This is a genomic window from Providencia sp., assembly GCF_040396775.1.
Lineage (GTDB): Bacteria > Pseudomonadota > Gammaproteobacteria > Enterobacterales > Enterobacteriaceae > Providencia.
This window is the reverse complement of sequence record NZ_JBEBNT010000002.1, coordinates 279,217-305,431: the sequence shown is the minus strand read 5'-3', so window position 1 is coordinate 305,431 and position 26,215 is coordinate 279,217. Positions and strand designations below refer to the sequence as shown.

Here is a 26,215-nt window from a genome sequence, read left to right as displayed (position 1 = left end):
GCATAGAGAAACTAAAATGTATAAATTTCCATTAAACCCAGTGGCAGCAGCAATCATCGCAACACTTGCCCTCCCGGCAACCGCCTTTGCAGAAAAGCAAGAACACCTTGGTACGATCACCGTCGAAGATGCAGCAAAAACCATCAAAGAACGAGATAGACAAGGCTATGACGACCAATATGATGCCAAAGGCTCTAAAGTTTATTTAGGCAAAGATCTTGTCGAACGCTATAAGGGCACCAGTACTGCCGATGTCTTAAATAGCGCCATTGGTGTCTACAGCGGAGATGCCCGTAATAGCGGCGCGTTAGACCCTAATGTTCGCGGAATTCAAGGGCAAGAACGCGTGCCCGTCACCGTCGATGGTACCGAGCAATCTTTAACTGTCTGGCGAGGTTATAGTGGGGCAAATAACCGTAACTATGTTGACCCCAATTTAATCAGCAGCATTGAGATTGAGAAAAGTGGTTCTTTAACGGGCGATATTAAAACCTCTGTCGGCGGTGGTATTGCTATCCGTACTCTAGGTATTGATGATGTCGTCGCCCCGGATGAAAAATTTGGTGTGAGTTTAAAATTAGAAACCAGCAGCAACTCCACGAGAGAACGTATCTCACACTTTGCTTATGGCGAAGATTACCGTGATCATCCCGAAATTTATAAAAAAAATAACTATGTTTTCTCAGATCCTGCCGTCAATATCATCCCTAAATCCCGTGGTAATGCGCAGTTTTTTAACTTTAAAGATAACGGGGGACGAATTGCCGTTGGAACACGGCAAGAAAAATTTGATGTCATGGCTGCTTATGCATATCGGCGCCAAGGTAATTATTTTGCAGGTAAAAATGGCGCGCACCGTTACAAAGAGTCCGTCCAGCTAAATGAACAACAAACCTTACAACAACAACTTGGACCAGACCCTTACATGCCCTTTGCTGCAAATATCTATCGTCCCGGTAAAGAGGTCACCAATACCTCAAATGAGTTGGAATCGTACTTAATTAAAACCAATTTGTACCTTACTGAAAACCAAACATTGCACGTTGGTTTTCGCCGTAGTGAAAGTACTTACGGTGAAATTATGCCGTCGCGTATTGGTTTTCAAGAACTTGAGGGCAAACACCTTGTTCCTCAATGGCCTTTAGCGCACTTTACTGTAAATGCCTACAATGCAGAATATGCGTGGCAACCTGATGATAACCCTTGGATTGACTTCAATGCTAACCTCTGGATGACTCACTCCGTTGGCGACACCAATACATCGGGCGGCTACCCTAGAGAACCGAAAGAACGAGATTGGGGATTTGAAGGTGGCTATGGGCCAGGAAAAGACCCGAAAATTGATGGTTCCTTGATCAATACCGCCGCAACGAACTCGGAAAATGACCGTATTGGCTTTAACTTAAGCAATACGATGTCATTAACATCGAACCTTGATTTAACCCTACGGGGATCAATGCTAAAGGAAAAATTAGACTCTAATGACGTGGTTCCCTCACAAACTGCCAGCCCATTTATTGCCCTTCCCCGCAAGGGGCACCGTCAAGAAACCAGTGTTGCCTTTAACCTTAACTACCGCCCAACGAGTTGGTTAGAACTGGATGCCGGTGCAAAATACATTGATGGTTGGACTGAGGATGATTACTTAAAAGAGCAAATGCGAAAGCGTGTTAAAGGCTTCCAAAACCCCGATCAACGCCTAGCCCGAAATATCAATTATAAGCGGATATTAACACAAAGTGAGTATGACCAAGCCATTGCAAAAGGTTATAAACCCTTTGCTGGGGGCTATCGTAACGACCTAATTTTAACTTCTGTACTTGGGTTAGATGATGCTAACTATACGGTTTACATTACCAAGAGAGAAAATGGCTCATCGCCTGATGAAAATGGCGTTTTAGACGTTAACTTCCAAACAAAATGGAAATCGGATAGCGATGGCCGCTATACCACAAAAACCAATCCTTTCCACAACGGCACATTTGACTCACAAGCGAGGGCAATTGACCCAGCAACAGGCAAAGAAGTGTTTGTCTATAACGATGCCTATGAGCACCCTGCTGATGAAATAACACGGGAGCTAACAGAAGAAGAAAAATGGAAATTTACGGGGAAACAAAAAAGCCATGGCTGGGCACCTGCCTTTGGTGCCAATATCTACCTCACCGATAACGACCGTATTTATGCACGTTATATCGAAACTATCCGTCTACCTAGCATCTTCGAAAATAGCATTGGTTTTGCAGGGGAAAGTGAAGCTCGAAAAGAAAAAATGACCTTTAAGCCCGAGCGCGGTAAAACTATGGAATTTGGTTACTCTCGTAATCTGCAAGATTTACTCGGCGCCGAGCGTTTTGCTGATGTCAAAATTGGCTATTACCATACCGTCATTGAGAATGCCTTTGACCGTGATGGACGACTAAATTTCATTCAAGTAAAAGAACATAAAACGGCGGGGATTGAACTTCAAGCTCGTTACGATAATGGCAATGCCTTTATGGATGTTGGCGTGGATTATCGCTTAAAAAATGAAGTTTGTGATGATGCCGAACCTGCCAAATTAGATATCGGTAACCGATACAATGTCTCTCATTGTACCACTGCGGGTTTCCCAGGTGGATTCTTGCGCACGCAACTTCAACCAAAGTATGCCATTAACTCGAACCTTGGCATGCGTTTTATGGATGAAACACTCGAGGTCGGCACTCGCTTACGTTACACCAGCAGTGTACAAAACAATGACGAAAAGAAACTAATCCAGCGTTATCCAGGTAAGTATTCGATGGCGAATAACAGCCCAATGCATTGGGCACCTAATTTCACCGCGGATGCCTATGCAAGCTATCAGATTGATAAACACGTTAATGTTGAATTTTTAGTGACTAACCTCACCGACCGCTACTATATTGACCCATTAACTCGCAGCATGATGCCAGCCCCAGGAAGAACTTTCCGCCTAGGGCTTAATGCACAATTTTAGCTCTTAACTACGACTAGCCTTACATAACCGTAGAGCTGGTCGTTTTTAATCATGTTTTTTCTCTTACGGCTAAACCTAGCACCTCTCATCGAACATTTATTAAATCACCCCCTATTCTTGCTTTTCAATTAACAAATGTTCAATTTTGAGATCTTGATCAAAAACCCCTATCAATGTAGGTATATTTTAATTTATAAAATTTATTTGAATAAAATAAATAAAATAATCACTAGCCAATTATTCCAAGAATAACACTATCACCAGATTAAAATAAAAACCAAAACACCAATCATTTATAATTAACGCTATTTAAAATTCAATTATCACCATTATATAAATAAAATAAAAATGATTATTTTCTCAGGATGAATAGAAAAATAAGAACAAAATCACATTATTCCGTGAATTAACGATTTTTTACTGAAATTACGCAAGTAATCAAAATCATTTATGAAACAATATGTTAAAAAATTAAAATGGTTTTGTATCTTAATGAAAAATAAAAGAATATTGCGATTATTTTAATTGAGAATAATTCTCTTTATTTCAATTTATTAATAAATATTAATTTATGAATTTTAACCATGCCTTTTAGGCATGGCTGAGACTTTTTCGGAATATTGTCAGGAAAATAGTTTCATGGATAGTATGAATACGCAAATAATGCTTTTTAATTATAAATATATACGAATTACTCTTAAAAACATTTCCAATGAAAGGTAACACTATGGGTATATTAAAAGATAGTAAGTTGCTTTTGGTTAGCTTACTGATCATTCTTCTTTCGGAAGCAATAGGGCAAATTAAAATCAGTCTTGTGATGGTTTTTCCAATGCTTTATTCCATGTTGATGGGTGGTATTGTCAGTTTTCCAAAATTCAAAATTCTTAATGAACAAAACATGGCACGTGCTAGCTCAATTATGAGTGTCGCGTTAGTTATCTTAATTGCAAAATTAAGCACCTCTGTTGGTGCATCTTGGGAAAAAATTATTCAAGCAGGTGGCGCGCTGATCCTTCAGGAAGTTGGCCATTTTATCGGAACTATTTTGCTCGGTTTACCATTGGCCATCATGTTAGGTATGGGACGTGAAGCCGTTGGGGCAACCTACTCTATTGGTCGTGAACCTAACATTGCCATCATCGAAGCGAAATACGGTTTAAGCTCACCAGAAGGCCGTGGCGTCATGGCAATGTACATCTGCGGTACGTTATACGGTGCTGTTTGGATGGGGATTATTGCCAGCGTTATTGCGGGACTCGATATTATGAGCCCACTGGCGTTAGCCATGGGTGCTGGTGTGGGTAGTGGGTCGATGTTAGCCGCGTCTGTTGCGCCGTTATTGGAACTTTATCCTCAACATGCAGCGGATATCCAAGCATTCTCGTCATCCGCAAACTTGATGTCTTCCGTTTTAGGTCTGTACATCTACATTTTCTTCTCCTTACCTTTTGCCTCTTTCTTGTACAACAAACTGAAAAGAAAACGTGCAACAGCATCAGCGGATACAGAATAAGGATACGAAATCATGAAAAAGATGGCAGAAATTGCAATAATCATCGTATTAGTTATCATCTTCACTTCACTGGGTGATGCACTGGGTGGCTCAATTTATGGTCGCGGTAGCTTTGGCGCAGTCTTTAGTGACTCGCTGATTGCGATGGCACTGTTAGGCGGTATGTCATTTGCAGCATACTTAATCGCACAAATACCACCATTAGGTAAATTACCGGTTATTTTCTGGGTATCCTTAATTGCAGCGGGCCTGTGTTCACCGTTATTCCCTTACGATAAAGAAATGATCGCAATGACAGGCAAAATTTCACTGGCCGTCATCAGTACCACAGTACTGGCATTCGCGGGTCTTTCACTCGGTAAAGATATCGAAAAATTTAAAGCCATCTCTTGGCGAATTATTCCAGTTTCACTGGCGGTATTTACGGGAACATTCTTATTCGCTGCACTTATTGGTCAAGTGACTCTTTCATGGAGTGGCGTTATCTAAATAAAGGAAAAAATTAACCATGACAATGACCAAAGACCAATTGAAAGCCAAAGTTTGCGAAGCTATCGCGTCAAACAAAGACGTTATCAAAAAGCTGGCAGATGATATTTGGGCAGAGCCTGAACTGGGTTACAAAGAAACCAAAACGGCAAAAAAAGTTGAAGCTGCGTTTTCAGCGTTAGGTGTCAACTACCGTAATCAACTGGCCTTGACGGGTGTCAAAGCACGCTTGAAAGGTGGTAAAGGGAGCAAGCACAGTATTGCCGTGATTGGTGAACTCGATGCCATCATTTGTGCAGAACACCCAGATGCCGATGACCTGACAGGTGCGGCTCACTGCTGCGGTCACAATGCGCAAATTGCCAATATGATGGCAGTGACAATTGGTCTGGTTAAGTCAGGTGCGATGGAATACCTCGCGGGGGACGTGGTTCCCTTCGCGGTTCCCGCAGAGGAGTATGTCGAGCTTGCTTACCGTAATAAATTGATTGAGCAAGGAAAAATCAATTATATCGGTGGCAAGCCCGAGTTAATTTCCCTCGGTGAGTTTGATGATGTGGATATGGCAATGCAAATCCACTTAACCAGTGTTAAGCCTGAGCGTGATATCGGTTTTATCGAGATGTCGACAACCACCAACGGGTTTATTGGCAAACTGATTAACTACAAGGGTAAATCTTCCCATGCCGCAGCTGCGCCACATTTAGGTGTGAATGCACTCAATGCTGCCATGATGGGGATTATGGGGGTGAATGCAATTCGCGAAACCTTCCAAGAAAAAGATTATATTCGTTTCCACCCAATCATTACCCAAGGTGGTGATTTAGTGAATGTCACCCCAAGTGATGTACGTATGGAAAGTTATGTCAGAGCCTCAAATGTCCCAGCGATGATTGATGCTAATGAAAGAATTACTCGTGCGCTGGTTGCAGGGGCAATGTCTGTTGGTGCAGAAGTGGAGGTAAAAGATTTACCGGGTTACTTACCTCTTTATAACAACGACACACTCAATGACTTACTGCAACACAATGCGCATGACTTAATTGGTGAAGACAACGTTTGGGTTGCTGAACATATGACAGGCAGCACAGACACTGGCGACCTTTCTCACATCATGCCAGTGAGCCACCCGTGGATTGGTGCAATACGTGGTGGGTTACATGGTAAAGATTACGTGGTATTTGATGATGATATGGCGTATATCCGCCCAGCTCAAATGATGGCAATGACCATTATTGACCTATTGTTTGATGATGCGGCTGGCGCTGATGCCCTTATGGATAATTACAAACCACTGATGAGTAAAGAGGAATATCTCGAATTTATTAGCTCCTTTAAAAATTAATTCCCGCCCCTAAATATGCTGTTTTTAGCATCATATTTAGGGGGATTTCTTATATACATCCCCTAGCCTCTTTTTTATTTCTATTTATTACTGCTTATTTTTAATATATATTTAATCTTATTGCACATTTCTTATTTTCCAAATCAATTAATTTATTTAAATAACGTGTTTAAACTCTAAACCTTTAATACAAAAAACTTTAATGACGATAAAAAACGCTAATGTCTTTTATGTGATGAAATTAACAACAAGCTGATTTTTAACAGTTTTTAAATAAATTTATTCTCCTGTGTTTATTTTACTTTGTCGCCATCCCTATTCTTCATGAGCCATGAAATACTGATATGATATAAATACGATCCCCGTCACGCATACTTTTCGAGTATTAACGTTAAAATCTAGCTAACCAATAATAATCAACAATAACCACCACAGATATTTTTCTGATAGTCGGCTTATTTTGAAAATAAAATGCAGTTATGTTACGTCAGTGCGATATCGAATCGAACGCGCTTACATCAGGGACCCTTTTAACAGCATGAAAATTGCTTTCTGTATACGGGAAATAATGTAATGACCAATAAGTACAATATTAGCGAAAAGCTCTTTGCGCTTGAGACATTCAGCAAAAAAACGCGCCAAGACTTACATAAAATCCCTGAATTATCAGGTCAAGAATTCAAAACATCGCAATACTGCCGCGAGCTGATGCAAAGTTTTGGCTACAACATTCGCCTATTTGAAGGTTATACCGGTTTTACCGCAGATCTCATTATTGACCCTGCTAAGCGTTTAATTGCCTATCGTACCGATATCGATGGCCTTGAAATGCCGGATTTAACCTGCAACGAACACAGTTCTGTTCATGAAGGTTGTGCCCACAACTGTGGCCACGATACCCACATGACAATCGCGCTGACTGCGGCAAAATACCTCAGTGAAAACCGTGATGAACTAACCCATAACGTCCGTTTTATCTTCCAAATGGCGGAAGAAGACATGCGTGTACCCGGTGCCAATAAAATGGTTGAAATGGGCTGCATGGACGGCGTTGATGAAGTTTATGGCTTACACAATGATGCGGCATTTGAAACGGGCAATATCAAGTTTAACGCTGGTGTCATGTCCTCTTATGGCTCCGCTTGGACACTAGATGTACACGGTATTTCTGCACACGGCTCAACACCGCATAAAGGGTTAGATGCCATTCGCGAAGCCACTCGTATTATCGATTATATGGATTACATCGTTGCAAAAAAAACCGACCCTTTCAGCCCTGCGGTCTTTGGTTGCGGCATGATCAACGGTGGAACCATTCCAAACGCATTAGCTGATCACGTCCAAGCACGTGGAACCATTCGTTCAATGGATGAGGAAACCGACAAAATCTTAAAAGCGAGCTTTAAAGAGATTGTTGAGCGCAGTGAAGCAGGTGGTTTTAAAACCACACTGGAGTGCAGTGGCTATCCAGCAGTGGTTAACCACCCACAAGCGGCTAAAGTCATTTATGATGCAGCAGCGGCATTCTTACCCGTTGAAAACATTGAGCCTAATGGCAAACCGATGACAGGAAGCGAAGACTTCAGTTTTATGGTCAATGCCACAAAAGATAAACTTGGGGCAATGTACTTTTTAGGCAGCGGTAGCCAAGCGAAAGGGATTAATAACTACTTACATGCTAACCCTTATTTTGTCGATGATGACTGCCTATTAATTGGCGCTCAGATTTTTATTAATATCGCGACACGTTAAAACGAAAATAATACACACCGCAATCTAAAGCCGAATAACCTAAATTATTCGGCTTTTTTCTTAGAGTTCAGGTAATGAACGATAGAGCTCATCACGCTCGTTTTTATCTGTTGGAACCCATTGCGCGGATTGGTGAATATAATTTAAATCAAGGTGGGGAGCATAGCTGGAAATAAAGTCATACATATAATCTTTCAAGTGCATATGTCGACTAATACAAACATGGGTATAGCTTGGCTTCACTAGATTACTAATATCAATACAGCGTAGTGTCTCGCTATCTTCTTCAGGGTCAAAGGCGACTGTCGAAATAATGCCAACCCCTGCCCCACGCTTCACATAGTATTTAATGATTTCTGTATCAACTGCCGTTAATACGACATTTGGCGTTAATTTATTTTGATAGAAAACTTGGTCGAGCTTTGATTGCCCCGTAAACCCAAATACATAAGTAATGAGCGGGTACTGAGCCAGCGCCTCAATGGTTAATTTTTCACACTGAGCAAGTGGGTGGTCATGCGGAACGATAACGCTGCGCGACCACTGATAGCAAGGCAATGCGAGTAGGTCATCATAAAGGTGCATTGATTCTGTTGCGATAGCAAAATCCACATCGCCATTGTTCACCATTTCCGCTAGCTGCGCTGGCGCACCTTGATGAAAATGCAGGGAAATATTGGGATGACGTGCGTTAAAACGCTCAATCACTTTGGGTAATTTATAGCGGATTTGGGTATGTGTTGTGGCAATATGCAGGTTTTGTTTAATCGTCGTATCTTCGTGAGACACGATATTTTTGATTTTATCAAATTGCGCCAAAATATCGCATGCGACTTGGTGAACTTGTTCTCCAATCGGGCTTAATGAAAGTAAGTTATTATTTTTCCGATTAAATAAAGAAACATTCAGCTCATCTTCCAATAGTTTAAGCTGCTTACTCACTGTAGGTTGTGAGGTATACATTTTTTCAGCGGCATTGGTGATATTAAAATCACTCCTTACCACCTCAACAAAACTTTTTAGCTGACTAATGTTCATTGCTGATTTATCCAGTTTGAATGGATCAAAATAAGAATTAAAAAGAGACAATTTTTATACAACATGCACCCTGTTGTGCGCAATAATTGTATCACAAAAAGATAAGCCCACTAAATTAATGGCTATTATTAAGCCCTTTCTAATGATAAAACTCGATCAACCTTGGCATAGGTTATGCATTTATTTTGCAATTACCTCTATCCATAGCACTATCCAAGGAGCATCTCATGAAAGACAGTAATATCTTTGACTTACGTCTCCCAGCGGAAATGGCTAAAGTCGCAGAGCAAGCAGGCCTTTATAAAGTCAGCAAAAAAAAGGATATTAGCTTTTTTTTGGCGATTATGGCCGGTATCTTTATTTCTATCGCATTTACGTTCTATATCACGGTCACAACAGGCGCGGTTCCCGCGAATTCCCTCACTAAATTAGCAGGGGGACTTTGCTTCTCATTAGGGCTGATTTTAGTGGTGGTATGTGGTGCCGATCTTTTTACCTCAACAGTCCTGACCGTCATGGCAAAAGCCAGCCATTTAATTACGTATAAACAATTGATTGGTAATTGGATATTGGTTTACCTTGGCAATTTTGTTGGGGCAATTTTTTTTGTTGCGCTTATCTGGTTTTCAGGGCAATTGATGAACAGCAATGGGTTGTGGGGACTAAATGTTTTACAAACAGCCGACCATAAAATGCACCATACGTTTATTGAAGCGGTTTGCCTTGGCACACTGTGTAACTTGATGGTCTGCCTTGCAGTTTGGTTAAGTTACTCTGGTCACTCTTTGACCGACAAAATTGTCGCTTTGACGCTGCCGATCGGCATGTTTGTCGCTAGTGGCTTTGAGCATAGCATCGCCAATATGTTTCTTATTCCCTTAGCCATTATCATACGCAACTTTGCCCCCGACACATTTTGGGATGCCATCCACAGTTCCGCTGATAGTTTCCCTGCACTCACCGTCAGTAACTTTATTACCGACAACCTGATCCCCGTTACCATCGGCAATATTATCGGCGGTGGTGTATTAGTCGGTATAACCTACTGGTGGATTTATTTGAAAAATCAAAAAGGTGAGCATTAATAAAATTAAAAATAACACCAACACACATTCACAATCTATGGCTGGATTAATACAGAGAGTTAATTTTCTATTATGACCCATTAACTCTCTGTTGATTATGCCGTTAGGCCGCCATCAAGCACCAAGGTTTGCCCTGTCAAATATTGGCTATTATCACCAATTAGAAACTCTACCATTTTGGCAACTTCTAGTGGCTGGCCTAAGCGACGTAACGGAATGTTTTTACACATCGATTTTAATTTCGCCTCAGGCATCGCTCGTGTCATATCACTCTCAATCAAGCCAGGCGCAAGACAATTTACCCGTAAACCAAATCGCCCAACTTCATGCGCTAAAGAGCGAGCCATTCCCATCATCGCTGCCTTGCTTGCCCCATAAGCCGTTTGTCCAACATTCCCTTTTAAGCCCGTAACCGATGACATTAATACAATAGAACCCGAATTTGTCATTAACATCGCAGGTATCAATTTGCGGTTCCAATTCACAATGGAAATCAAATTATTGCCTAGAACATCTCGCCAAATATCCGCATTTTGGTGAATATGTAATGCATCTCGAGTAATACCTGCGTTATGTATAATAGCGGCTGGGGCGCCAAACTTATCTAATAAAGATTGAGACAATACCTCGACTTGTTGTTCATCTTTACCATCACATTGAAACCCTTTTATCCATCTATTTGGACGTCTATTTTCGAGTGAAGAAAGTGTACTCGCTATGCTTTCGGTACTACGCCCAGTGAAGATAACATTCCAGTTATGTGATAATTCAGCGACTAATGCCTGACCAATTCCCCGGCTTCCACCAGTGACTAACACCCACTTATGGTTTTCCATTTAGGATTCAGACTCCTTATCTACATGTTCACAAAGTTCTTTAATTGAAAGATTTGGATGCTGAATGAAAAAATCAGCGTCTAACGTAACATTAAAATCACGTTTCACTAGCACCATTAATTCAACATAATCTAAGCTATCAAACTCTAACTGGACTAATGTCAGATCCTCATTGACCTCTTCACTTTCTAAATCTTTTGCATCACAAATCATTTCACTAATTTTGTTATAAATTGTTTGATATTGGCTCATTTTGTTATCCTTTCACGGTTATCGATTTAACGCATTCACTTTTAAAGTGATTGAATTACTGATTAATTTATTTTCATAACTACCAACAATATTGATGCTAATTAATAGCCCACTAGCCAAATCCCCCATCACTAGTGCTGGTAAAATTTGAATTTTCATCGAGTTAGGTTTACTCATCGGAGACCATTTTTTCAGTAGATCGCTATCAAAAATTACTTCCTGATGTGTTTGTACGATGGGGTAGCGAGAAAAAATATCTTTTAGGGTTGCGCCTTCTGGCAGCCATTTCGAGATATCTTTTTGTTTTAATAATGAATTATCGTGTATCAAATATTGAAATAAAATTGCATCCATAAATTGCCACTCATACATCTCCATTGGATAAAGTGGAAAAGACAGCTGTAATTTGGCCATATCCGCCGAAGAAATACTGCCCTCCCAATCCATCACATTAATATTTAAACTATCGAGCGGAGATAATTGACAAGTTAGGCAATTTTGTTGTTCTTCTGTGGATAAAATGGCAACTGAACCCGCTTTATTGCGCGCGACTAGATCATAGAATTTATCATTCCATAATGGGTTTCGTAGCCGTACGACACATTTAATGAACGCTGATTTTGTTCTCTGTTGAGCATCTTGCGATCTGTGAAGAAATCGCTCACTCGCAAATTGTTTCGCATCAAGCAATGCGCGCATTCCATGAACACTTAATTGTTCTCCACCAGCCGCTTGCACCCACTTAAGGTCAAAATGAATCGGGTTATAGTCTCCAGAAAATTTGGCCCATCCAGCCGCATCGGCTAATGTGTAATGCAGCGTTATCATTTCGCGCTCTCCAATATCAACGCCGCATTTGCTCCGCCGAAACCAAAACTGAGATTCAACGCTCTTTCTACTTTTTTGAAACGGTGGTCATTCGGAATATAGTCAAGGTCACATTGTGGATCAGAGTTATAAAGATTTGCGGTTGCAGGCATCACGCCATGTTCCATCGCTTGTAAGCAAATGATGGTTTCAAAACTCCCCGCTGCCGCAATTAAATGCCCGCTATATGATTTCGTGCTGGAGATTGGAATACCGTAAGCGGCTGCCCCTAAGGCTTTTTTAAGCGATTTTGTTTCATTCAAATCATTCAACGCCGTCGAGGTACCATGGGCGTTGATATAATCTAACGAAGCCGGTGCTAGCCCCGCTTGCTGTAACGCCGTTTCAATCGTTTTAACGCGGGCAACGCAGTCCTCTGCGGGTGAAGTAAAATCAAATGCATCTGAATAATTTGCATACCCAGTAATTTCACCCAATATCACCGCTCCTCGGGCAATTGCACTGTCACGCTCTTCTAAACATACGACCGCAGCACCTTCAGATAATACGAACCCACTGCGATCCGCACTAAATGGGCAACTAGCACGTGTTGGGTCAGTTTTTTCACGAGTTAAAGCACCTAATACGTCAATATTCCACACAGCACAATCTGTACGTAATGATTCGCCCGCCCCCGCTAACATCATAGAAGCCCTGCCATTGCGGATAACCTCAAACGCATCCCCAATTGCGATGGTCCCTGTGGCACATGCAGCTATTGTCGTGTTTTGGTATCCTCGTAAATTCCAAAATTGGCTACATGCTGCTGTTGTGACATTTGGCATTGCATAAAAACAGTTGAATGGCGATGTCATACCTGTTGCATCAAACTCACTTACAGACATATAGCTCTCGTCTAAACCCGCCCATCCTGTCCCCATAATTGCGCCGCACATAAGAGGGTCATAAAACTCAGATGGCGAGCGCCCAGAAAACGCCATTTCCATAGCTTCTCGAGCTGCCCCTAACGTTAGGCGAGTATGCCTTGGTAACCGACGGCGAATTGCGGCAGGTACACCTTTTAAATTGGGTTCATCATCAATTAACCCCAAAAAATGGCTGTGGATGTTTTTATCCGTTTTATCAACGTAACGGTACCCTAATTGCTTATCCATGATTGCTTGCCAACATGCCTGCGCGGTTCCGCCAAGGGGAGTGACAGCGCCATATCCTGTCACAACAACGCGTTTTAATTGGGTCTTTTGGTTCATGATTGGTTGTCCTCGTGATGAACGCTACCACCACCTTGTGCTAGCCAAAGTTGCAACGTTGCATAAAGATAATCGTATTGGTTTTGCGCTAATGAGTTTTCGATGGATAACAAATCATCCTGCGCATTAAGTAGTGTTTGATAGTCAACAGCGCCAGCGCGATAACGATTTCCCGTGAGTTTTAATCGTTGCTGGCTAAGGGATAATGACTGCTGTAACTGTGTCCGTATTTCATCCGCAGTAAAACGCGCCTCCATGGCATTATCAATTTCAGCGAGTGCACTATAGGCTGTGCTTCGAAATGACACAGCCGCTTGTTGTACCTGCAAATCTGACTGTTCAATAGTCAGTTTTACGGTATTCCATTGAATAAAAGGGAGTGAGATGCTGCTGCCAATAACACGAGTAGGATCACTAAACCATTGAGTGAATAACTGACTTCCTGCATTAAGCGCACCTTGAAGAGACAGCGTAGGATAAAAGCTCAACTTCGCAGCGTCTGAACCAGCAAGCGCTGAGCGCAAACGTGACTCTGCGGCTTGAATATCTGGTCGTTGAGCTAAAACCGCCAAAGGTGTCATCTCTTGGATTTCCACTCGGTGTTCGCTATTAAGAAAAGCAAGTTCACTCGCATGTAATTCAGCTGGGCGATTAAGTAATAACGCCAAGGCATTACGAGAACTTTCTCTTTCCTTGATAAGCCGACGCAATTCATTCTTACGGCTAATTATCGTTTGTTCGGATTGCAATAAATCTAATTGGCTCACTTTTCCGGCTAGGTACCAAGACTGAATGAGTTGCTGACTTTTTTGGGCAATTTCCTGACTTACCGTTAGATTCTTTATCTGTTGGTTTAATAGGGCAATATTCCAATACAACTGTGCCGTTGTGTTGATTATCACAAGCGTCGTTGCATGGTAATCTTGCTCAGTGGCGACAGCCTCCCACGTATTTTTTTCACGAACGCGGGCCAATTTTCCCCATAAATCAATTTCATAACTTAATGTTAAGTCTGCGCTATAACTTTCTTGTGATGAATTTCCATGGCGAATTGATTTTGTGTTACTCGCAGATCCCCCTAATGAAAAGTCAGGAGTTATATTGGTATTTGCTAAACCTGCCGTATTGCGGGCCTGCTTTAATTTAATTGCGGCTAATGCTAAGTCATTGTTATTTTCTAGAACCTGATTAATCAGTTGGAATAACTTGGGATCATTAAAATTTTCCCACCAACGTCCTACGGTATTCCTCTGCTGGTCAGATGACATAACATCATTCGCACTCGATGAGCGCTGAATTTTATCATCCCATTGCTGAGGTAAAATAAGATCAGGACGTTGGTACTCGGTGCGGGTAAAGCTCCCACATCCACTGAGTAAACAGATAAAAAGTACCACTGAGCCAAAATAAGGCGATTTTATTTTCATTCCCGTGCTAATGCCTCCGTTGGGTTAAGCTTGGCTGCCCTACGTGCAGGGAAATAACCAAAAACTAAGCCAATTAACGCAGAGAAACCACAAGCCAATAACACAGGTAACAGTGTGAATACCATGGTAAATTCAGTCGTGATATACGCAAAAATGCCGCCTGCTAACCACGAGCCTATAATCCCAATGAGCCCCCCTAACGAACAGATCATGACGGCTTCAATTAGAAATTGGTTCATGATATCCGCAGGCCTCGCCCCCACTGAAAGGCGGATACCTATTTCGTGGGTTCGCTCCGTGACTGAAACCAACATAATATTCATAACACCCACCCCACCGACTAATAAGGAGATGGCTGCAATCGACGTGATCAGTAATGACATAGAATCAGAGGTTTTTTGTAGCGCACTAGCAAGTTGGTCATCAGACTGAATAAAAAAGTCTTTTTTCCCATGTTCACGCAGTAAATGCTTTTCGACCTGCATTTCTACTTGTTTAGCGGCTAACGTTTCGGGAAAACGTAATGTGATATATTCAATTGGTTTATCACCGAGAACTCGCTGCTGAAGAGCTGAATAAGGTGCCCACCCCATAACATATCCGCTGGACATTTTCGGGCCTGGTTTGCGCGCAATCCCAATGATCCGCCAAGGTGAACTGCCAATTTGAACAATTTGGCCTAAGGGCTCTTCATCGGGTGCAAATAAAATATCCCGACTGGCATCATCCAGCACAATAACAGGCTCACTGTCATTCACATCTAACACACTGAATTGATTTCCAGACAAAATTTGAATACCTTGAGCAGCAAAGTATTCATCAGAAACACCATTTAGCATGATGGAGTAATCGAGCCCTTTATTGACGGCTACTGTCATGCTGCTAACAACTGGCGAAATAGACTCAATCCATGAGAGCTGTTTTAGGCTTTTAATATCATTTAATGATAATGCGCGTTCCATATCTGGCCGCTTTGCTCCCCATCCAGTGCCTGGACGGATTTCAAGCGTTGTGCTGCCTAACTTACCGATTTCATCCATAATGGCACGTCTTGCGCCTTCACCCACCGCCATTGATGACACAACAGAAGAGATGCCAATAATAATGCCCAACATTGATAAAAAAGCGCGCATTCGGTGCCCTAATAATGCCCGCCAAGCCATACGAATAGACTCATAAATACCGTGCCAAAGTGATGCCCGACCATTATCTTTAACAGAAGGAAGATTATGCTGAGTACGCGCTTGCGCTTGTGAAAGGTTTTGATTATCGGCGATAATTTGCCCATCACTGATTTCGATAATACGTTGAGTTTGCTCAGCAATATTTCTATCGTGGGTCACAATCACCACGGTATGGCCGTCTTGATGAAGTTGATGCAAAATATTCATTAATGCATGGCCACTCGAGCTATCCAAAGCGCCCGTTGGTTCATCCGCTAAAATGACTTGCGCGCCATTAATTAATGCGCGGCACACACTGACCCGCTGTTGTTGCCCACCAGATAATTGATACGGCTTATGATTCAAGCGAGCTTGTAATCCGAGCTTATCAGCCAAAAGCTGAATTCGGTCCGTACGCTCGTTTTTGGACATTGCTGTGTACAGCGCTGGAATGGCAATATTTTCTTCCGCACTGAGATAGGGCATTAAATGATAGCGCTGAAAAATAAAACCAAGGTATTGGCTACGCAGCTCAGCAAGCTGCTCACTGCTCGCCTCATGAACAGGAATACCATTGATAAAAACTTCGCCACGAGACGGTTTATCTAAACAGCCGATAATATTCATCAACGTTGATTTACCAGAGCCGGAAGCGCCAATAATGGCAACCATTTCCCCTTGATTTATCGATAGTGTTATATCATTCAATACAGGGATGATTTGCGTTCCAGCCGAAAACTCACGACAAACATGGTGAAGTTCAATGAGAGGGTGAGATGAAGATAACGTTGGTGTTATTATCTTCATGATTAACTCGCTATTTTCTCTTGTTGAACAACAACTTGCTCACCTTCAGTGATACCCTCCAGAATCTCAACAAAATGGCGATCATTGATGCCTACCTTGACGGTTCGAGCTTCTGTTATTTCATTTTTGATAACAATAACTTCATATTGATTAAGACCCAGAGAACGCCCTAACGCACTGACAGGTAAACGCAGCGCGTTTTTAGCTTGGGCTACACGAATAAAAACCTGTGCCGTCATCGACGTTTTTAATGCACGATCGGTGTTATCAACCTCAAATGTTCCATTGTAATAAATCGCGCTATTTTGTTGACCAGCTGAATTATTATTACGCTCATCAAGGGCTTCGGGTGGGATAGGTTGCACGTAGCCCATGGTGCTTTCGTATTGTTTTTCAGGATTTGCAATTACATAGAATGTCAGTAGCTGGCCAGGCTGAATTTTTTGAATATCAGCCTCTGAAATGCGGGTTTGCACTTGCATTTTATCTAAATTAGCCAGCACCAATATCGTAGGTGCCGTTTGTGAGGAAACGATTGTTTGTCCCTCATTTGCAACAATACCCAGTACTTCACCACTAATTGGGGCCACAATACGGGTAAAATTCAAGTTAGCCTGAGCCGTTTGCACATCCATTTCTGATTGTGTGATTAATGCTTCATTAACGCTAACTTGCTGTAATTGCGCTTCATATTGTGCTTGTGCTTGCTCATATTCACTGCGAATACCCGAACCATCGCGCTGCATGATTATCTGGCGTTGATAGGCTTTAATGTATTGAATGAGTGTTGCTTCTGCTGCGCGCTTTTGTGCTTGTGCGCTCAATAAGCGTGCCGTCGCATTTTTAAGCTCAGACTGCTGAATTGTCGGGTCTATTTCAGCTAATAATTGTCCTTTACTGACCCTATCTCCTTGCTTTACAAATAATTCTCTAATTTGTCCATTAACCTGAGCTCCCACATTCACTTGAATAGACGGTTTTAATGTACCAGTCACCATGACCACTTTTTCAATATCACCCCGCTCAACCGAAAGAATAACTCTATTTTGTGCGTTTTCTGTCGGTGCTTGCCACACAAGACTCGTCAACACAACGACAAGCAACAACGCGATAAGGCCAATCCAAACACGAGCTCGCAAAAATAAGTGTAAAAATGTCGGTTTAATGCGGGGAGACGTCATAATCAAAACTCTCCTGCGCTGGCAAGCAAAGGCGTTGTAGGCTGAGGTTCATCATCACGATTACCACCATCATTTCTGATTAGTCCTTTTTTATGTAATTCCCCCGCAGCTATTCGATACGTTGAATCAAATCTTGTCGTGATTTCCTCACTGTGTGTCACAACAATGAGAGTTTTTCCTGTTTTTAGGCAATGTTCCTGAATTGTTTCTATAACGATTTTTGCCGTTTCTTCATCTAAGTTTGCGGTAGGCTCATCCAATAAAATAATTGGGCGAGAACTGTAAAGTGAACGAGCCAACAACACACGTTGCCGCTGCCCAAGAGAAAGTGCGGAATGGCTTTCCCTAATCAACGCATTTAAACCACCAGGTAACTGGCTCACCACTGGGCCTAACGCCAATTTATTGAGTAAATTTTCGACTATTTTTCGGTCTTTTTCGCGGAAGTTAGGGTCAAACAATGTGATGTTATCTAACACTGTTGCATTGAATAAAATATCTTCTTGGCTTTGAAGGCAAACAAGCTGAGTAAGTTGCTGAGCACTGACAAGCTCTTCATTTGAATAGCATTCACCATGCTGTGCACTGAATAGCCCTGCAATAATTCTCAACAAGGTACTTTTACCCGCGCCAGATTCACCCACAATGGCAACCTGAGCACCTGACGGCAAATCTAGCGAGATATCATTTAATATTGGCTTCGATGGGTCATAGCTAAAATGAATGTTTTCGAATCTAAGGTTCGGGGCTCTACCTGCTGGTGATATTTTTTGAGGTGAGACCGTGCTTTCCTCACTTTTTTGAGGAAATAAAGAGTGAGCGCGTGTATCAATAATATGTAGCTGAGATTTATGGATAATCGCATAAAAAATTCGAGTGACATAGGTAGTAAAAATTTGGCGTAAAAAGCTATAAGCAAAAAAATCGCCTAAGGAAATCATATCATTAGCAACCATTGGCAGCACAACCAGCATAAAAATAACCATTTCGAGGCTACCTGTTAGCTGGTAAATACCATCTTTAATTTGCTGGTACACATTTCGACGCTGCATACAGGTAAATAATTCACGGCTTAGCCACGCGAATTGCGCCTTACGTTGATCCTCTATGCCTGCTGTTTTTATGGTCAGAATGCCCTGTAAGGTTTCCATAAAAAAATCATTCAGCTCAGCGGCTTTAAGCTGTAATTGCTGGGTGTACCAACGGTCGCGGATTATTGCCCATACACTAATGAGCCCCATCACTGTCACCCCTGCTGCTGAAATAACAGCAAGAACAGGCGCAATCCAAAACATCACACCCAATGCAATGGCGCAAATAACCCAATCGGTTCTAAGCCCATTATCAAGCTCAATTTTCTCAGTTAACGCGCCCTGCCAAGCAACAAAACGACTAAAAATATCCCCTGGTGCACGTTTTTCAAAAAAACGCAGAGGGTTACTCATTAACCGCGAAAAACCCACACCACTGTTAATTAACACAAAGTGTTTAACAAACCGTTCGCTTATCATACGAACACCTAGTGCGAGTAGCGTGGCAACAACAAATGCGACAATAAACCAACCATAAGGAAACACTGCATTTTTAGCATCTGAAAAGGCTTGGTTGATTGCATTACTCACCATTGCAGGCATTAAAAACAGGGTTAGCGAAACGAGGAAAACAAAGGTCATCAACCAATAAATACCTCGCACCTTAGCGGTTTCTTTCAAACTCATCGCATGAGGTACTTTCTGTGTGGAGGCCTTATTTGTACTATGTCCGGAGGAAAGTGATTCGACTTTTTCCAATGCCGTATCCGGATCTAAAATCAGTGCATAACCGCTAATTTCGGCTTTTAGTGCAGAAAATGGTAGCCACTGCTGCCCTATCGCAGGGTTCATTACACAAACATTGTTTCCTTTGCGATAAGCAAGTACGACAAAATGATTTGCGCCATAATGCAAAATCGCAGGAAGCGGCAAGCTATTTAATTCATCATGCTCAAATAAGACAGGCGTAGTTGAGATGCCATAGTTTGCTAAAATTGAGGAAAGGTCGATCAATGAAGTTCCATGATCGGAAGCTGGGTGAACTTCCCTCAATGCATTAAGGGAAAGCGAAAGGCCTTGAGTTTGGGCTAACATCGCAATGCATGCCAAACCACATTCATTCGTTTCTTCTTGAGCGACAAAATTTGGAATAGTATTTTTCATTATTATTAGTGACTAATAAAATAAAGTGAATGGCTATGCCATAAAAGCCAGTCATTGGGATATTCGCGAATTGAATTTTCGATAATAACGGGCATTTGCGCTGCAACATCTTTTGCAGCAACAGGTGGATGTATCTTGATTTTTAAGCCATTTTGATAATACAGATGATAAAAAACGACCTGCGCTGAAATCGCATTAGATAAACGTACAACCCCATTATGTAATTTCGCTGCTCGACCAAATAACTGGCACGATAATTTACTCGACATCCCTTCTTCAGTTTGAATGGTGTAATCTGGCGTGATATCTGGAAATACAATCATATTTTTCTGGCCCGTCGCAGTTTCTGCCATTAAAGTCATTAACTGAGTCGCTAATGACTTATTGTCTTGATGAATTGAGCAATACGACAAATTCACTTGGCCTAATTCACGGGCAGAGGCGTTGTATTTTTGTTGCTCCGCACTGGATGAAATGACTACCGTAGCGTTGCCTGGAGTAACCCCAGCGCCAACTACCGTAGCCAGAACATCAGAAACCATATGTAATGGCGCCAAAATAATCGGTTTTTTTTGCTGATGCAAAGGTGCGACAACACTATCAAGGGCAAGAATACAAGCTTGTAATTGCGCCATAATTTGGCGGTTTTGCCCCCATGTAGCCGCTTCTTCCAAAATAAAACGCTGTACTGCAATCCATCTCGCATCGACGTTGCCATTTGTCTCCACTAAACTGCGGTAATTTTGCGTTGCAACGTTGTTTTGATTACGGTATTTACGACCGAATACTCCGATTCGGCAACCTAATTTAGCCATTAGCAAAACGGGGGTAATATCACCGCGACGCAAAAGAAAGCGAAAAGAAGAGATCCCATAGTGACTGAGATTTTCATATCCCTTTGTAAGTGGTATTAAGCAACTTTTTGCACTGAACACCGTCCAAACAATTAAAAACCGGATCACTGTGGCGCCTTATTGCTTTTTTCCAATAATTCCAACATATAAGCTGAAAATTCAGGGAAATCACGATCCTGATAAACGACATATCGTTTATTAATAATAAATGCGGGAGTGCCTGTAATTTGATAATACTGGGTAACTTCAGCCATATATTTAATACGGTCTTTAACTGCGCTGGATTGGCTAACTTCAAAGTATTTAACTGGGTCAATATCGTGCTGCTTTAACCATGTATCTAAAATATCTTTCTTGGTTAAGTCCAATTTCTCATTAATGACTGAGTTATACAGTTCCTGGCGCAATTTAGCTTCTACACCCATTTCTTCAAGAGTTGCAAAAATCGGCGCGTATGCCGCAAGCCCTAAGTTATTATCCATTGCTAAATGAATGGCTTTAAACGTAACCCCCTCTGGAAGCTCCTTTTCAAATTTGGCCATGTTGTCATGGCTTAACGCACAATAATGACAACCATAAGAAAATATTTCTATGATGCTATTATCTTCCTTTATTGGACTTGATAAAACTTGTGCGGTATTAAACTCGACAAAAGAAGAATCATCTACGTTACTGTTTGAAAAACTATTAAAAATAAAAATATGGTAGAACAAAACCGTCATGAGTGAAGAAATCACAGCAACGAATATTGTATAAATTGTGATGGTTATTGGTTTAAAATGCATATTCATAACAGCCGTTCCTATTTAAAGTAAAAATATACATGGGGGTCCATCCCCATGTATTAATTAAAGGTAGTTAAATTAAACCTTATGGTTTAACAGCACCTGAACAGTTTGCAGCGTCAACATTTTTAGCTTTGTATGTTTTATTTCCATGCTTGTCAGTACAAGTCGTAATTAATTTACAAGATGAAACACCACCAACAATGATACTTTCATAAGAATCAGTACAAACTTGTTTAGTTCCACCAACTACAGCAGCAGCTTCGATAGCATTTAATGTTTTCATGTTATTTCCTTTTAAGATAAATATTAATTAATAAAACACATATCTGTTGATAATTTTTTATCAACAAATTCTTTAGAATTTTTTATTTTTAGAAAAGAAGAACAATAATAACCAACTAAAAAATCAATTGATTTAACCTTTCATTTTCGCCAAACAAATAACTCGCCTTATATCTAACATCTCTTGCTTTATCCTTTTCACCTAGCTCATTTAGAACTAGAATCCAAGAAATATAAATATTAATGTCAGGAGATGAACTTGATGCTTTCATAGCCCAATCATTAAATAAGTTAAGGTACTTAACATCTTGCGTTTCGTTATAGCGCAATAAATACCCCATATTCAAATCGAATTGATAACGGTCATACATCAATAAATAGTTCCAATTATGATAAAGAGGCTTTTCTATTGATAACAACACTTGCTGCCCCGTTTTTTCTATATAGGTTAAATATTGTTGTACTTGTAATGTCATGTATAAAAAAACGACTGAAAAAGCTAAGCCAAATATAATAATTCCTTTTGAAAAGTAGTTTACCATTTTATTTAGTTTGTGTTTTTTATTTGGTGAATCAGCACAGCGTAATAATAAGATTAAAACTATCCCATGAGGCATAGATAGCCATAAAGGGAACTCAGTCATCATGTGAAACAAAATAGGTAAAGCGACAATCAAGTAAATATAATTATCACTCTTTCTTTTAAATATAGATAATAGTAAAACCACACCACCTATAATCATCAATATTATTGCAATAAGGCCAACAAATCCACCCTCAACTATCCAGCGTAATATTTCATTATGTGGATGCGACATTATTCTTTCATTAGTTTCTAGTAAGCCACCGCCAAATCGTTCTAGAAATATAGACTCAAAACTTCCAACACCCCATCCCAACAATGGCTTCTCGCTGAAAAGATATAAACTTTGTTGCCATAAAACCCATCGAATACGGGATGTGTTTAATTTACTTTCAGTTGCATCTATTATATCAAGGCCATTTTTTATTCCATACCCAATAATTAAACCCAGAATAACAAATACAGAAATAAATAAAATTTTATTGCGATGATACTTTGCAAATAAATAAAAAACAATAAAAATAATAAATAAATTTAAATAACCCGTTAATGATTGAGATAAAGGTAACGTTGCACTCATCAAAACCAAAGCAGCAGTAATAAAGCCTACTAAAGGCCATTTAATATTCTTTATTTTAATCAATAAACCCACTGCACTTGCAATTCCCACACAAATGAAGCTAGAAAAAACATTAACCTGTTGAAATACTCCATATGGCCTATCTCCATTTAATGGCGGATAAGGTAGCCCTATTAATGGCAATAGATTAAAAACTTGAAGCATCGCCAATATACTTTCTATAATGGCAGCGACGAGTATTCCATAAAGTATAATTTCACGACCTATATCTGAAATATTAAACTGAGCTAAAACTTGATAAAATATTAATATCCCTAATACCCAATAAGCTGTTAAGTAAGCATTGTAACGATAGTTCTCTGGCGAAAAAAAACACAAAACCATTAAGATAATTAACCCTAATGAAATAAAATTACTAGCTAGCGAATAAATTACACTCATTATTTTAATTTGAAAAAAAACAACCACCAACAAAAATAAAGCCAAAAAAAAGGCACTAACGATATTTAATGGCAGTGAAAAGCCAGCCCCACCTAAATTAGGTAGATAGATATGAAATATAATACCAAAGTATACAACTACACTACCGAAAACGGCCCAATTACTCCGGTTATATAAATATGAACTATTTAATTTTTTTATTACACTCATCGTATTTATTTTACTTATCACTGATAATTTAATGTGTAATATGCGGTACTATAAAATAGCCCATATGTAATAGTCTGATTAGTTCGAGCTTCTGGTTCGGCTTCAACATAAGCTTTAAATTGAAGCTCCGTATCATTATCCGCTAAATTTTGCGCCAATGATGGAACATTTAACGCTATCGGTGTTTCATTTAAATTTAATAGCCCAATCCCGATTCCATTTGCTTCACTTTTGTCACTAATCGCTAAATGATCAGGGAGATTTTTATTTTCTATTCCATTAAATGTTACTGTTGCCGCATTAAATACAGACGTATTACAGTTTGTTAAATGAATCGAAAATAGTAAAGGTTTCGATTTCCCAGCTGAATAAAGCTCTTTTACTGAAATTTCTTTAAAATCTACGGGTACCTTTTCACTACCTGGTGCAATTTGGCAAGGTGTAACCATCACATTACCCTTAAAAGAATAACTCCCCATATTAGTATGAGTAATATCAGCAATAGCCTGACTCGAAGCAAATAAAAAAAGGCAACATACTGATAAATAAATTGTGTTTAACATTTGATTATTATTTTGCATTGTTAACCTCATTGGAATTCAGCGAGGATCGTGCCTGTCGCTGTAAACTCTCCATCGTCTACCGTGCTACCTGGTGCTGCAATTGGTGCCGCAGTTAAATTCCAAGTACCTTGGTTATTAAAAAAATTAGGTACAGTATAAGCTTGGTTAGGTTTAACTAATGCCCCCGTCAAATTATCTTTAATAACAATGCCAAGATTTGTTCGCTTCACACTATTTTTTAATGTTCCGTAATAATCCGCATTAAAGTCGGCTTGACCCGAAGCTCCTGGAAGTAAAGATAACTTGATGTTAAGATCTCCCGTAGTAAAGCTTCCACCTCTACATTTTACTGGGATATTAAAAGGTTCTGCATAATTAATTCCATTTAATTGTTCACTTGTATTTGCAACATCTTTAAAGTCAATATTAATTGGATTCCCGTCATTTATCGTACATTCATCAGCGACTGTAATAATTCCCGCAGCCAGTACAACACGTGTTGATGGAATTGGCGGATAAGACGTTAATCCGTTAGTCGCGGTTCCTTTTTTAGCAAATACTTGAACTAATTCTGCTTGGTTTATGGTAATTCCATTAATAATCGGTTTTTTTAACCTAAACGTTATTGTCCCGCTTGAGCCCGTTCGAAGCGTTGTTGCATAAGGGCGGCTATTTGTACTCGTCGGCCTACACTCCATTGGATCAGACCCCCCATTCCACAAGTTCGATGCAGGAACAGCCACTTTCCTAGGCTGTGTTCCGCCGAGTTGGATTTCAACTTTCACATCGAAATACTCATTTAAGGTCAGATAACCCGGATTTTGCATTGATTGGGGTATGGTTGACATTAAATCAAAGGTCATTCCAGAATCGGGATTGTTGTTACCTGGCCCACCGGGCTGCATATAAGTTTGACAATAAATATCAAAATAAGGCCAGTCTGTAACATCAAAATTAAATACCGTCTCTGCATCTTTTTCATTTATCAAAAGCTGGTTATTCATTCTTGCTTCGAATGTATAGGTTCCCCCATCGGGTATTACAGCCCCATGTGGATACCCAAATACTGACAGAGGTAACAATGTCGCTATCGCCAAACTAGTCGCGATCGCTATATCTTTTAATCTTTTATTGTTGGATATAGACATTGTTATAAATACTCCAGTTTTAACCTAACTAGTCCGCTAAAATTACCTGCTGAAACAACTTGGCTTGTCGCTTCTAAAGATGCGTTTAAGGTAATGTTATTATCCCCAGGTTTAAGCACCCATGAGCCTTTAGGTTGGTTAAGCATTAAATTCTCATGGTCTTGGCTAAAAATACGCAATCCCGCACCTTTAACACCACCACTAACTCGCACTAAATCTGGGTTATAAAAATCAGAATCCCCTGCAATACTCAACGAAACCGCGCTTTCACCTGTTAGGTAATAACGCTTACCATTTTGCGTTGCTTCCCCCGCCGAATTTACAAAGGATTTAGATGCACCACGCTGGCAATCTTTAAGTCTGACGCTAAAAGTCACTGGTGTACTTCTATCGCCAATACGATGAAATGACCGCGCACTTACTTCGCCTAAATCAACATATTGTTCCTGCGTATTTAATTCGAGAACGCAAGGTGATGCATATACACTCCCTTGAAAATGTACAGTACTGTGTACATCCAATAAGGTTTGGCGCGAGGTTTTATCATCAGCCATTTCCGCAAGCGCAGAAAAACTGCCGAACCCAAGTAACACGAACCCTAAGTATTTAATTTTCATGCGAA

Annotated in this window: 22 protein-coding genes; 6 read left to right on the top strand and 16 right to left on the bottom strand. The window is 40.5% G+C overall.

The window, feature by feature from the left end:
- Positions 1-16 precede the first annotated feature (16 nt).
- The 5 genes from ABWP91_RS03880 to ABWP91_RS03860 all read left to right on the top strand — a co-directional run bounded on the left by ABWP91_RS03880 (position 17) and on the right by ABWP91_RS03860 (position 8,082).
- A complete protein-coding gene (locus tag ABWP91_RS03880) occupies positions 17-2,980 on the top strand; it encodes a TonB-dependent receptor domain-containing protein (protein WP_353242117.1) in 2,964 nt (987 codons plus the stop codon).
- Positions 2,981-3,707: 727 nt separating this feature from the next.
- Complete coding sequence (locus ABWP91_RS03875; RefSeq protein ID WP_353242116.1) at positions 3,708-4,496, top strand: DUF3100 domain-containing protein; 789 nt, start codon at positions 3,708-3,710, stop codon at positions 4,494-4,496.
- A 12-nt stretch (positions 4,497-4,508) separates the two neighbouring features.
- Positions 4,509-4,985 (top strand): hypothetical protein, encoded by a 477-nt coding sequence (locus tag ABWP91_RS03870; RefSeq protein WP_353242115.1) that lies wholly within the window; start codon positions 4,509-4,511, stop codon positions 4,983-4,985.
- A gap of 19 nt (positions 4,986-5,004) precedes the next feature.
- The gene (locus ABWP91_RS03865; protein WP_353242114.1) at positions 5,005-6,330 is read left to right on the top strand and encodes an amidohydrolase; all 1,326 of its coding nucleotides are present in this window, start codon (positions 5,005-5,007) and stop codon (positions 6,328-6,330) included.
- A 573-nt stretch (positions 6,331-6,903) separates the two neighbouring features.
- A complete protein-coding gene (locus ABWP91_RS03860; RefSeq protein ID WP_353242113.1) occupies positions 6,904-8,082 on the top strand; it encodes a M20 metallopeptidase family protein in 1,179 nt (392 codons plus the stop codon).
- 60 nt (positions 8,083-8,142) lie between these two features.
- Here the strand turns inward: ABWP91_RS03860 and ABWP91_RS03855 are convergent, their stop codons facing one another.
- Positions 8,143-9,120 carry a LysR substrate-binding domain-containing protein gene (locus ABWP91_RS03855; protein WP_353242112.1) on the bottom strand — a complete coding sequence of 326 codons (978 nt, stop codon included), beginning with the start codon at positions 9,118-9,120 and terminating at the stop codon, positions 8,143-8,145.
- 227 nt (positions 9,121-9,347) lie between these two features.
- Here ABWP91_RS03855 and focA point away from each other — a divergent pair, with 227 nt between their 5' ends.
- Positions 9,348-10,205, top strand: a complete 858-nt coding sequence (gene focA, locus ABWP91_RS03850; protein WP_353242111.1) for a formate transporter FocA — start codon at positions 9,348-9,350, stop codon at positions 10,203-10,205.
- A 95-nt stretch (positions 10,206-10,300) separates the two neighbouring features.
- Here focA and ABWP91_RS03845 read toward each other — a convergent pair whose 3' ends face one another.
- The 15 genes from ABWP91_RS03845 to ABWP91_RS03775 form a co-directional block, all read right to left on the bottom strand.
- Complete coding sequence (locus ABWP91_RS03845) at positions 10,301-11,041, bottom strand: SDR family oxidoreductase (protein WP_353242110.1); 741 nt, start codon at positions 11,039-11,041, stop codon at positions 10,301-10,303.
- Positions 11,042-11,293 carry an acyl carrier protein gene (locus tag ABWP91_RS03840; RefSeq protein ID WP_353242109.1) on the bottom strand — a complete coding sequence of 84 codons (252 nt, stop codon included), beginning with the start codon at positions 11,291-11,293 and terminating at the stop codon, positions 11,042-11,044.
- Positions 11,294-11,311: 18 nt separating this feature from the next.
- Entirely contained in the window at positions 11,312-12,121 is an 810-nt protein-coding gene (locus ABWP91_RS03835; RefSeq protein WP_353242108.1) for a MaoC family dehydratase, read from the bottom strand.
- The gene (locus ABWP91_RS03830; RefSeq protein ID WP_353242107.1) at positions 12,118-13,371 is read right to left on the bottom strand and encodes a beta-ketoacyl-[acyl-carrier-protein] synthase family protein; all 1,254 of its coding nucleotides are present in this window, start codon (positions 13,369-13,371) and stop codon (positions 12,118-12,120) included. The genes ABWP91_RS03835 and ABWP91_RS03830 overlap by 4 nt, the downstream gene beginning before the upstream one ends.
- Complete coding sequence (locus ABWP91_RS03825; protein ID WP_353242106.1) at positions 13,368-14,798, bottom strand: efflux transporter outer membrane subunit; 1,431 nt, start codon at positions 14,796-14,798, stop codon at positions 13,368-13,370. Before ABWP91_RS03825 ends, ABWP91_RS03830 begins: the two co-directional genes overlap by 4 nt.
- Positions 14,795-16,768, bottom strand: coding sequence for an ABC transporter permease (locus tag ABWP91_RS03820; RefSeq protein WP_353242105.1), 1,974 nt, complete (start codon positions 16,766-16,768; stop codon positions 14,795-14,797). The genes ABWP91_RS03825 and ABWP91_RS03820 overlap by 4 nt, the downstream gene beginning before the upstream one ends.
- 2 nt (positions 16,769-16,770) lie before the next feature.
- Positions 16,771-17,949: an efflux RND transporter periplasmic adaptor subunit gene (locus tag ABWP91_RS03815; protein WP_353242104.1), complete on the bottom strand. Its 1,179-nt coding sequence runs from the start codon at positions 17,947-17,949 to the stop codon at positions 16,771-16,773.
- A gap of 2 nt (positions 17,950-17,951) precedes the next feature.
- Positions 17,952-20,144: a peptidase domain-containing ABC transporter gene (locus ABWP91_RS03810; RefSeq protein WP_353242103.1), complete on the bottom strand. Its 2,193-nt coding sequence runs from the start codon at positions 20,142-20,144 to the stop codon at positions 17,952-17,954.
- A 5-nt stretch (positions 20,145-20,149) separates the two neighbouring features.
- Positions 20,150-21,106 carry a lysophospholipid acyltransferase family protein gene (locus tag ABWP91_RS03805; protein ID WP_353242102.1) on the bottom strand — a complete coding sequence of 319 codons (957 nt, stop codon included), beginning with the start codon at positions 21,104-21,106 and terminating at the stop codon, positions 20,150-20,152.
- Positions 21,103-21,789, bottom strand: a complete 687-nt coding sequence (locus ABWP91_RS03800) for a DsbA family protein (protein WP_353242101.1) — start codon at positions 21,787-21,789, stop codon at positions 21,103-21,105. Before ABWP91_RS03800 ends, ABWP91_RS03805 begins: the two co-directional genes overlap by 4 nt.
- Positions 21,790-21,868: 79 nt before the next feature.
- The gene (locus ABWP91_RS03795) at positions 21,869-22,069 is read right to left on the bottom strand and encodes a DUF4762 family protein (RefSeq protein WP_206082834.1); all 201 of its coding nucleotides are present in this window, start codon (positions 22,067-22,069) and stop codon (positions 21,869-21,871) included.
- Positions 22,070-22,184: 115 nt separating this feature from the next.
- Complete coding sequence (locus ABWP91_RS03790; RefSeq protein ID WP_353242100.1) at positions 22,185-23,882, bottom strand: PglL family O-oligosaccharyltransferase; 1,698 nt, start codon at positions 23,880-23,882, stop codon at positions 22,185-22,187.
- A gap of 17 nt (positions 23,883-23,899) precedes the next feature.
- Complete coding sequence (locus ABWP91_RS03785; RefSeq protein WP_353242099.1) at positions 23,900-24,463, bottom strand: fimbrial protein; 564 nt, start codon at positions 24,461-24,463, stop codon at positions 23,900-23,902.
- An 8-nt stretch (positions 24,464-24,471) separates the two neighbouring features.
- A complete protein-coding gene (locus ABWP91_RS03780; protein WP_353242098.1) occupies positions 24,472-25,449 on the bottom strand; it encodes a fimbrial protein in 978 nt (325 codons plus the stop codon).
- Positions 25,450-25,595: 146 nt separating this feature from the next.
- Positions 25,596-26,210 (bottom strand): fimbrial protein, encoded by a 615-nt coding sequence (locus tag ABWP91_RS03775; RefSeq protein ID WP_353242097.1) that lies wholly within the window; start codon positions 26,208-26,210, stop codon positions 25,596-25,598.
- Positions 26,211-26,215: the final 5 nt, after the last annotated feature.

Coding starts and splice junctions, on each gene's coding strand:
- ABWP91_RS03880 (WP_353242117.1), top strand. CDS start 17: ATGTATAAATTTCCATTAAACCCAGTGGCAGCAGCAATCATCGCAACA.
- ABWP91_RS03875 (WP_353242116.1), top strand. CDS start 3,708: ATGGGTATATTAAAAGATAGTAAGTTGCTTTTGGTTAGCTTACTGATC.
- ABWP91_RS03870 (WP_353242115.1), top strand. CDS start 4,509: ATGAAAAAGATGGCAGAAATTGCAATAATCATCGTATTAGTTATCATC.
- ABWP91_RS03865 (WP_353242114.1), top strand. CDS start 5,005: ATGACAATGACCAAAGACCAATTGAAAGCCAAAGTTTGCGAAGCTATC.
- ABWP91_RS03860 (WP_353242113.1), top strand. CDS start 6,904: ATGACCAATAAGTACAATATTAGCGAAAAGCTCTTTGCGCTTGAGACA.
- ABWP91_RS03855 (WP_353242112.1), bottom strand. CDS start 9,120: ATGAACATTAGTCAGCTAAAAAGTTTTGTTGAGGTGGTAAGGAGTGAT.
- focA (WP_353242111.1), top strand. CDS start 9,348: ATGAAAGACAGTAATATCTTTGACTTACGTCTCCCAGCGGAAATGGCT.
- ABWP91_RS03845 (WP_353242110.1), bottom strand. CDS start 11,041: ATGGAAAACCATAAGTGGGTGTTAGTCACTGGTGGAAGCCGGGGAATT.
- ABWP91_RS03840 (WP_353242109.1), bottom strand. CDS start 11,293: ATGAGCCAATATCAAACAATTTATAACAAAATTAGTGAAATGATTTGT.
- ABWP91_RS03835 (WP_353242108.1), bottom strand. CDS start 12,121: ATGATAACGCTGCATTACACATTAGCCGATGCGGCTGGATGGGCCAAA.
- ABWP91_RS03830 (WP_353242107.1), bottom strand. CDS start 13,371: ATGAACCAAAAGACCCAATTAAAACGCGTTGTTGTGACAGGATATGGC.
- ABWP91_RS03825 (WP_353242106.1), bottom strand. CDS start 14,798: ATGAAAATAAAATCGCCTTATTTTGGCTCAGTGGTACTTTTTATCTGT.
- ABWP91_RS03820 (WP_353242105.1), bottom strand. CDS start 16,768: ATGAAGATAATAACACCAACGTTATCTTCATCTCACCCTCTCATTGAA.
- ABWP91_RS03815 (WP_353242104.1), bottom strand. CDS start 17,949: ATGACGTCTCCCCGCATTAAACCGACATTTTTACACTTATTTTTGCGA.
- ABWP91_RS03810 (WP_353242103.1), bottom strand. CDS start 20,144: ATGAAAAATACTATTCCAAATTTTGTCGCTCAAGAAGAAACGAATGAA.
- ABWP91_RS03800 (WP_353242101.1), bottom strand. CDS start 21,789: ATGAATATGCATTTTAAACCAATAACCATCACAATTTATACAATATTC.
- ABWP91_RS03795 (WP_206082834.1), bottom strand. CDS start 22,069: ATGAAAACATTAAATGCTATCGAAGCTGCTGCTGTAGTTGGTGGAACT.
- ABWP91_RS03790 (WP_353242100.1), bottom strand. CDS start 23,882: ATGAGTGTAATAAAAAAATTAAATAGTTCATATTTATATAACCGGAGT.
- ABWP91_RS03785 (WP_353242099.1), bottom strand. CDS start 24,463: ATGCAAAATAATAATCAAATGTTAAACACAATTTATTTATCAGTATGT.
- ABWP91_RS03780 (WP_353242098.1), bottom strand. CDS start 25,449: ATGAATAACCAGCTTTTGATAAATGAAAAAGATGCAGAGACGGTATTT.
- ABWP91_RS03775 (WP_353242097.1), bottom strand. CDS start 26,210: ATGAAAATTAAATACTTAGGGTTCGTGTTACTTGGGTTCGGCAGTTTT.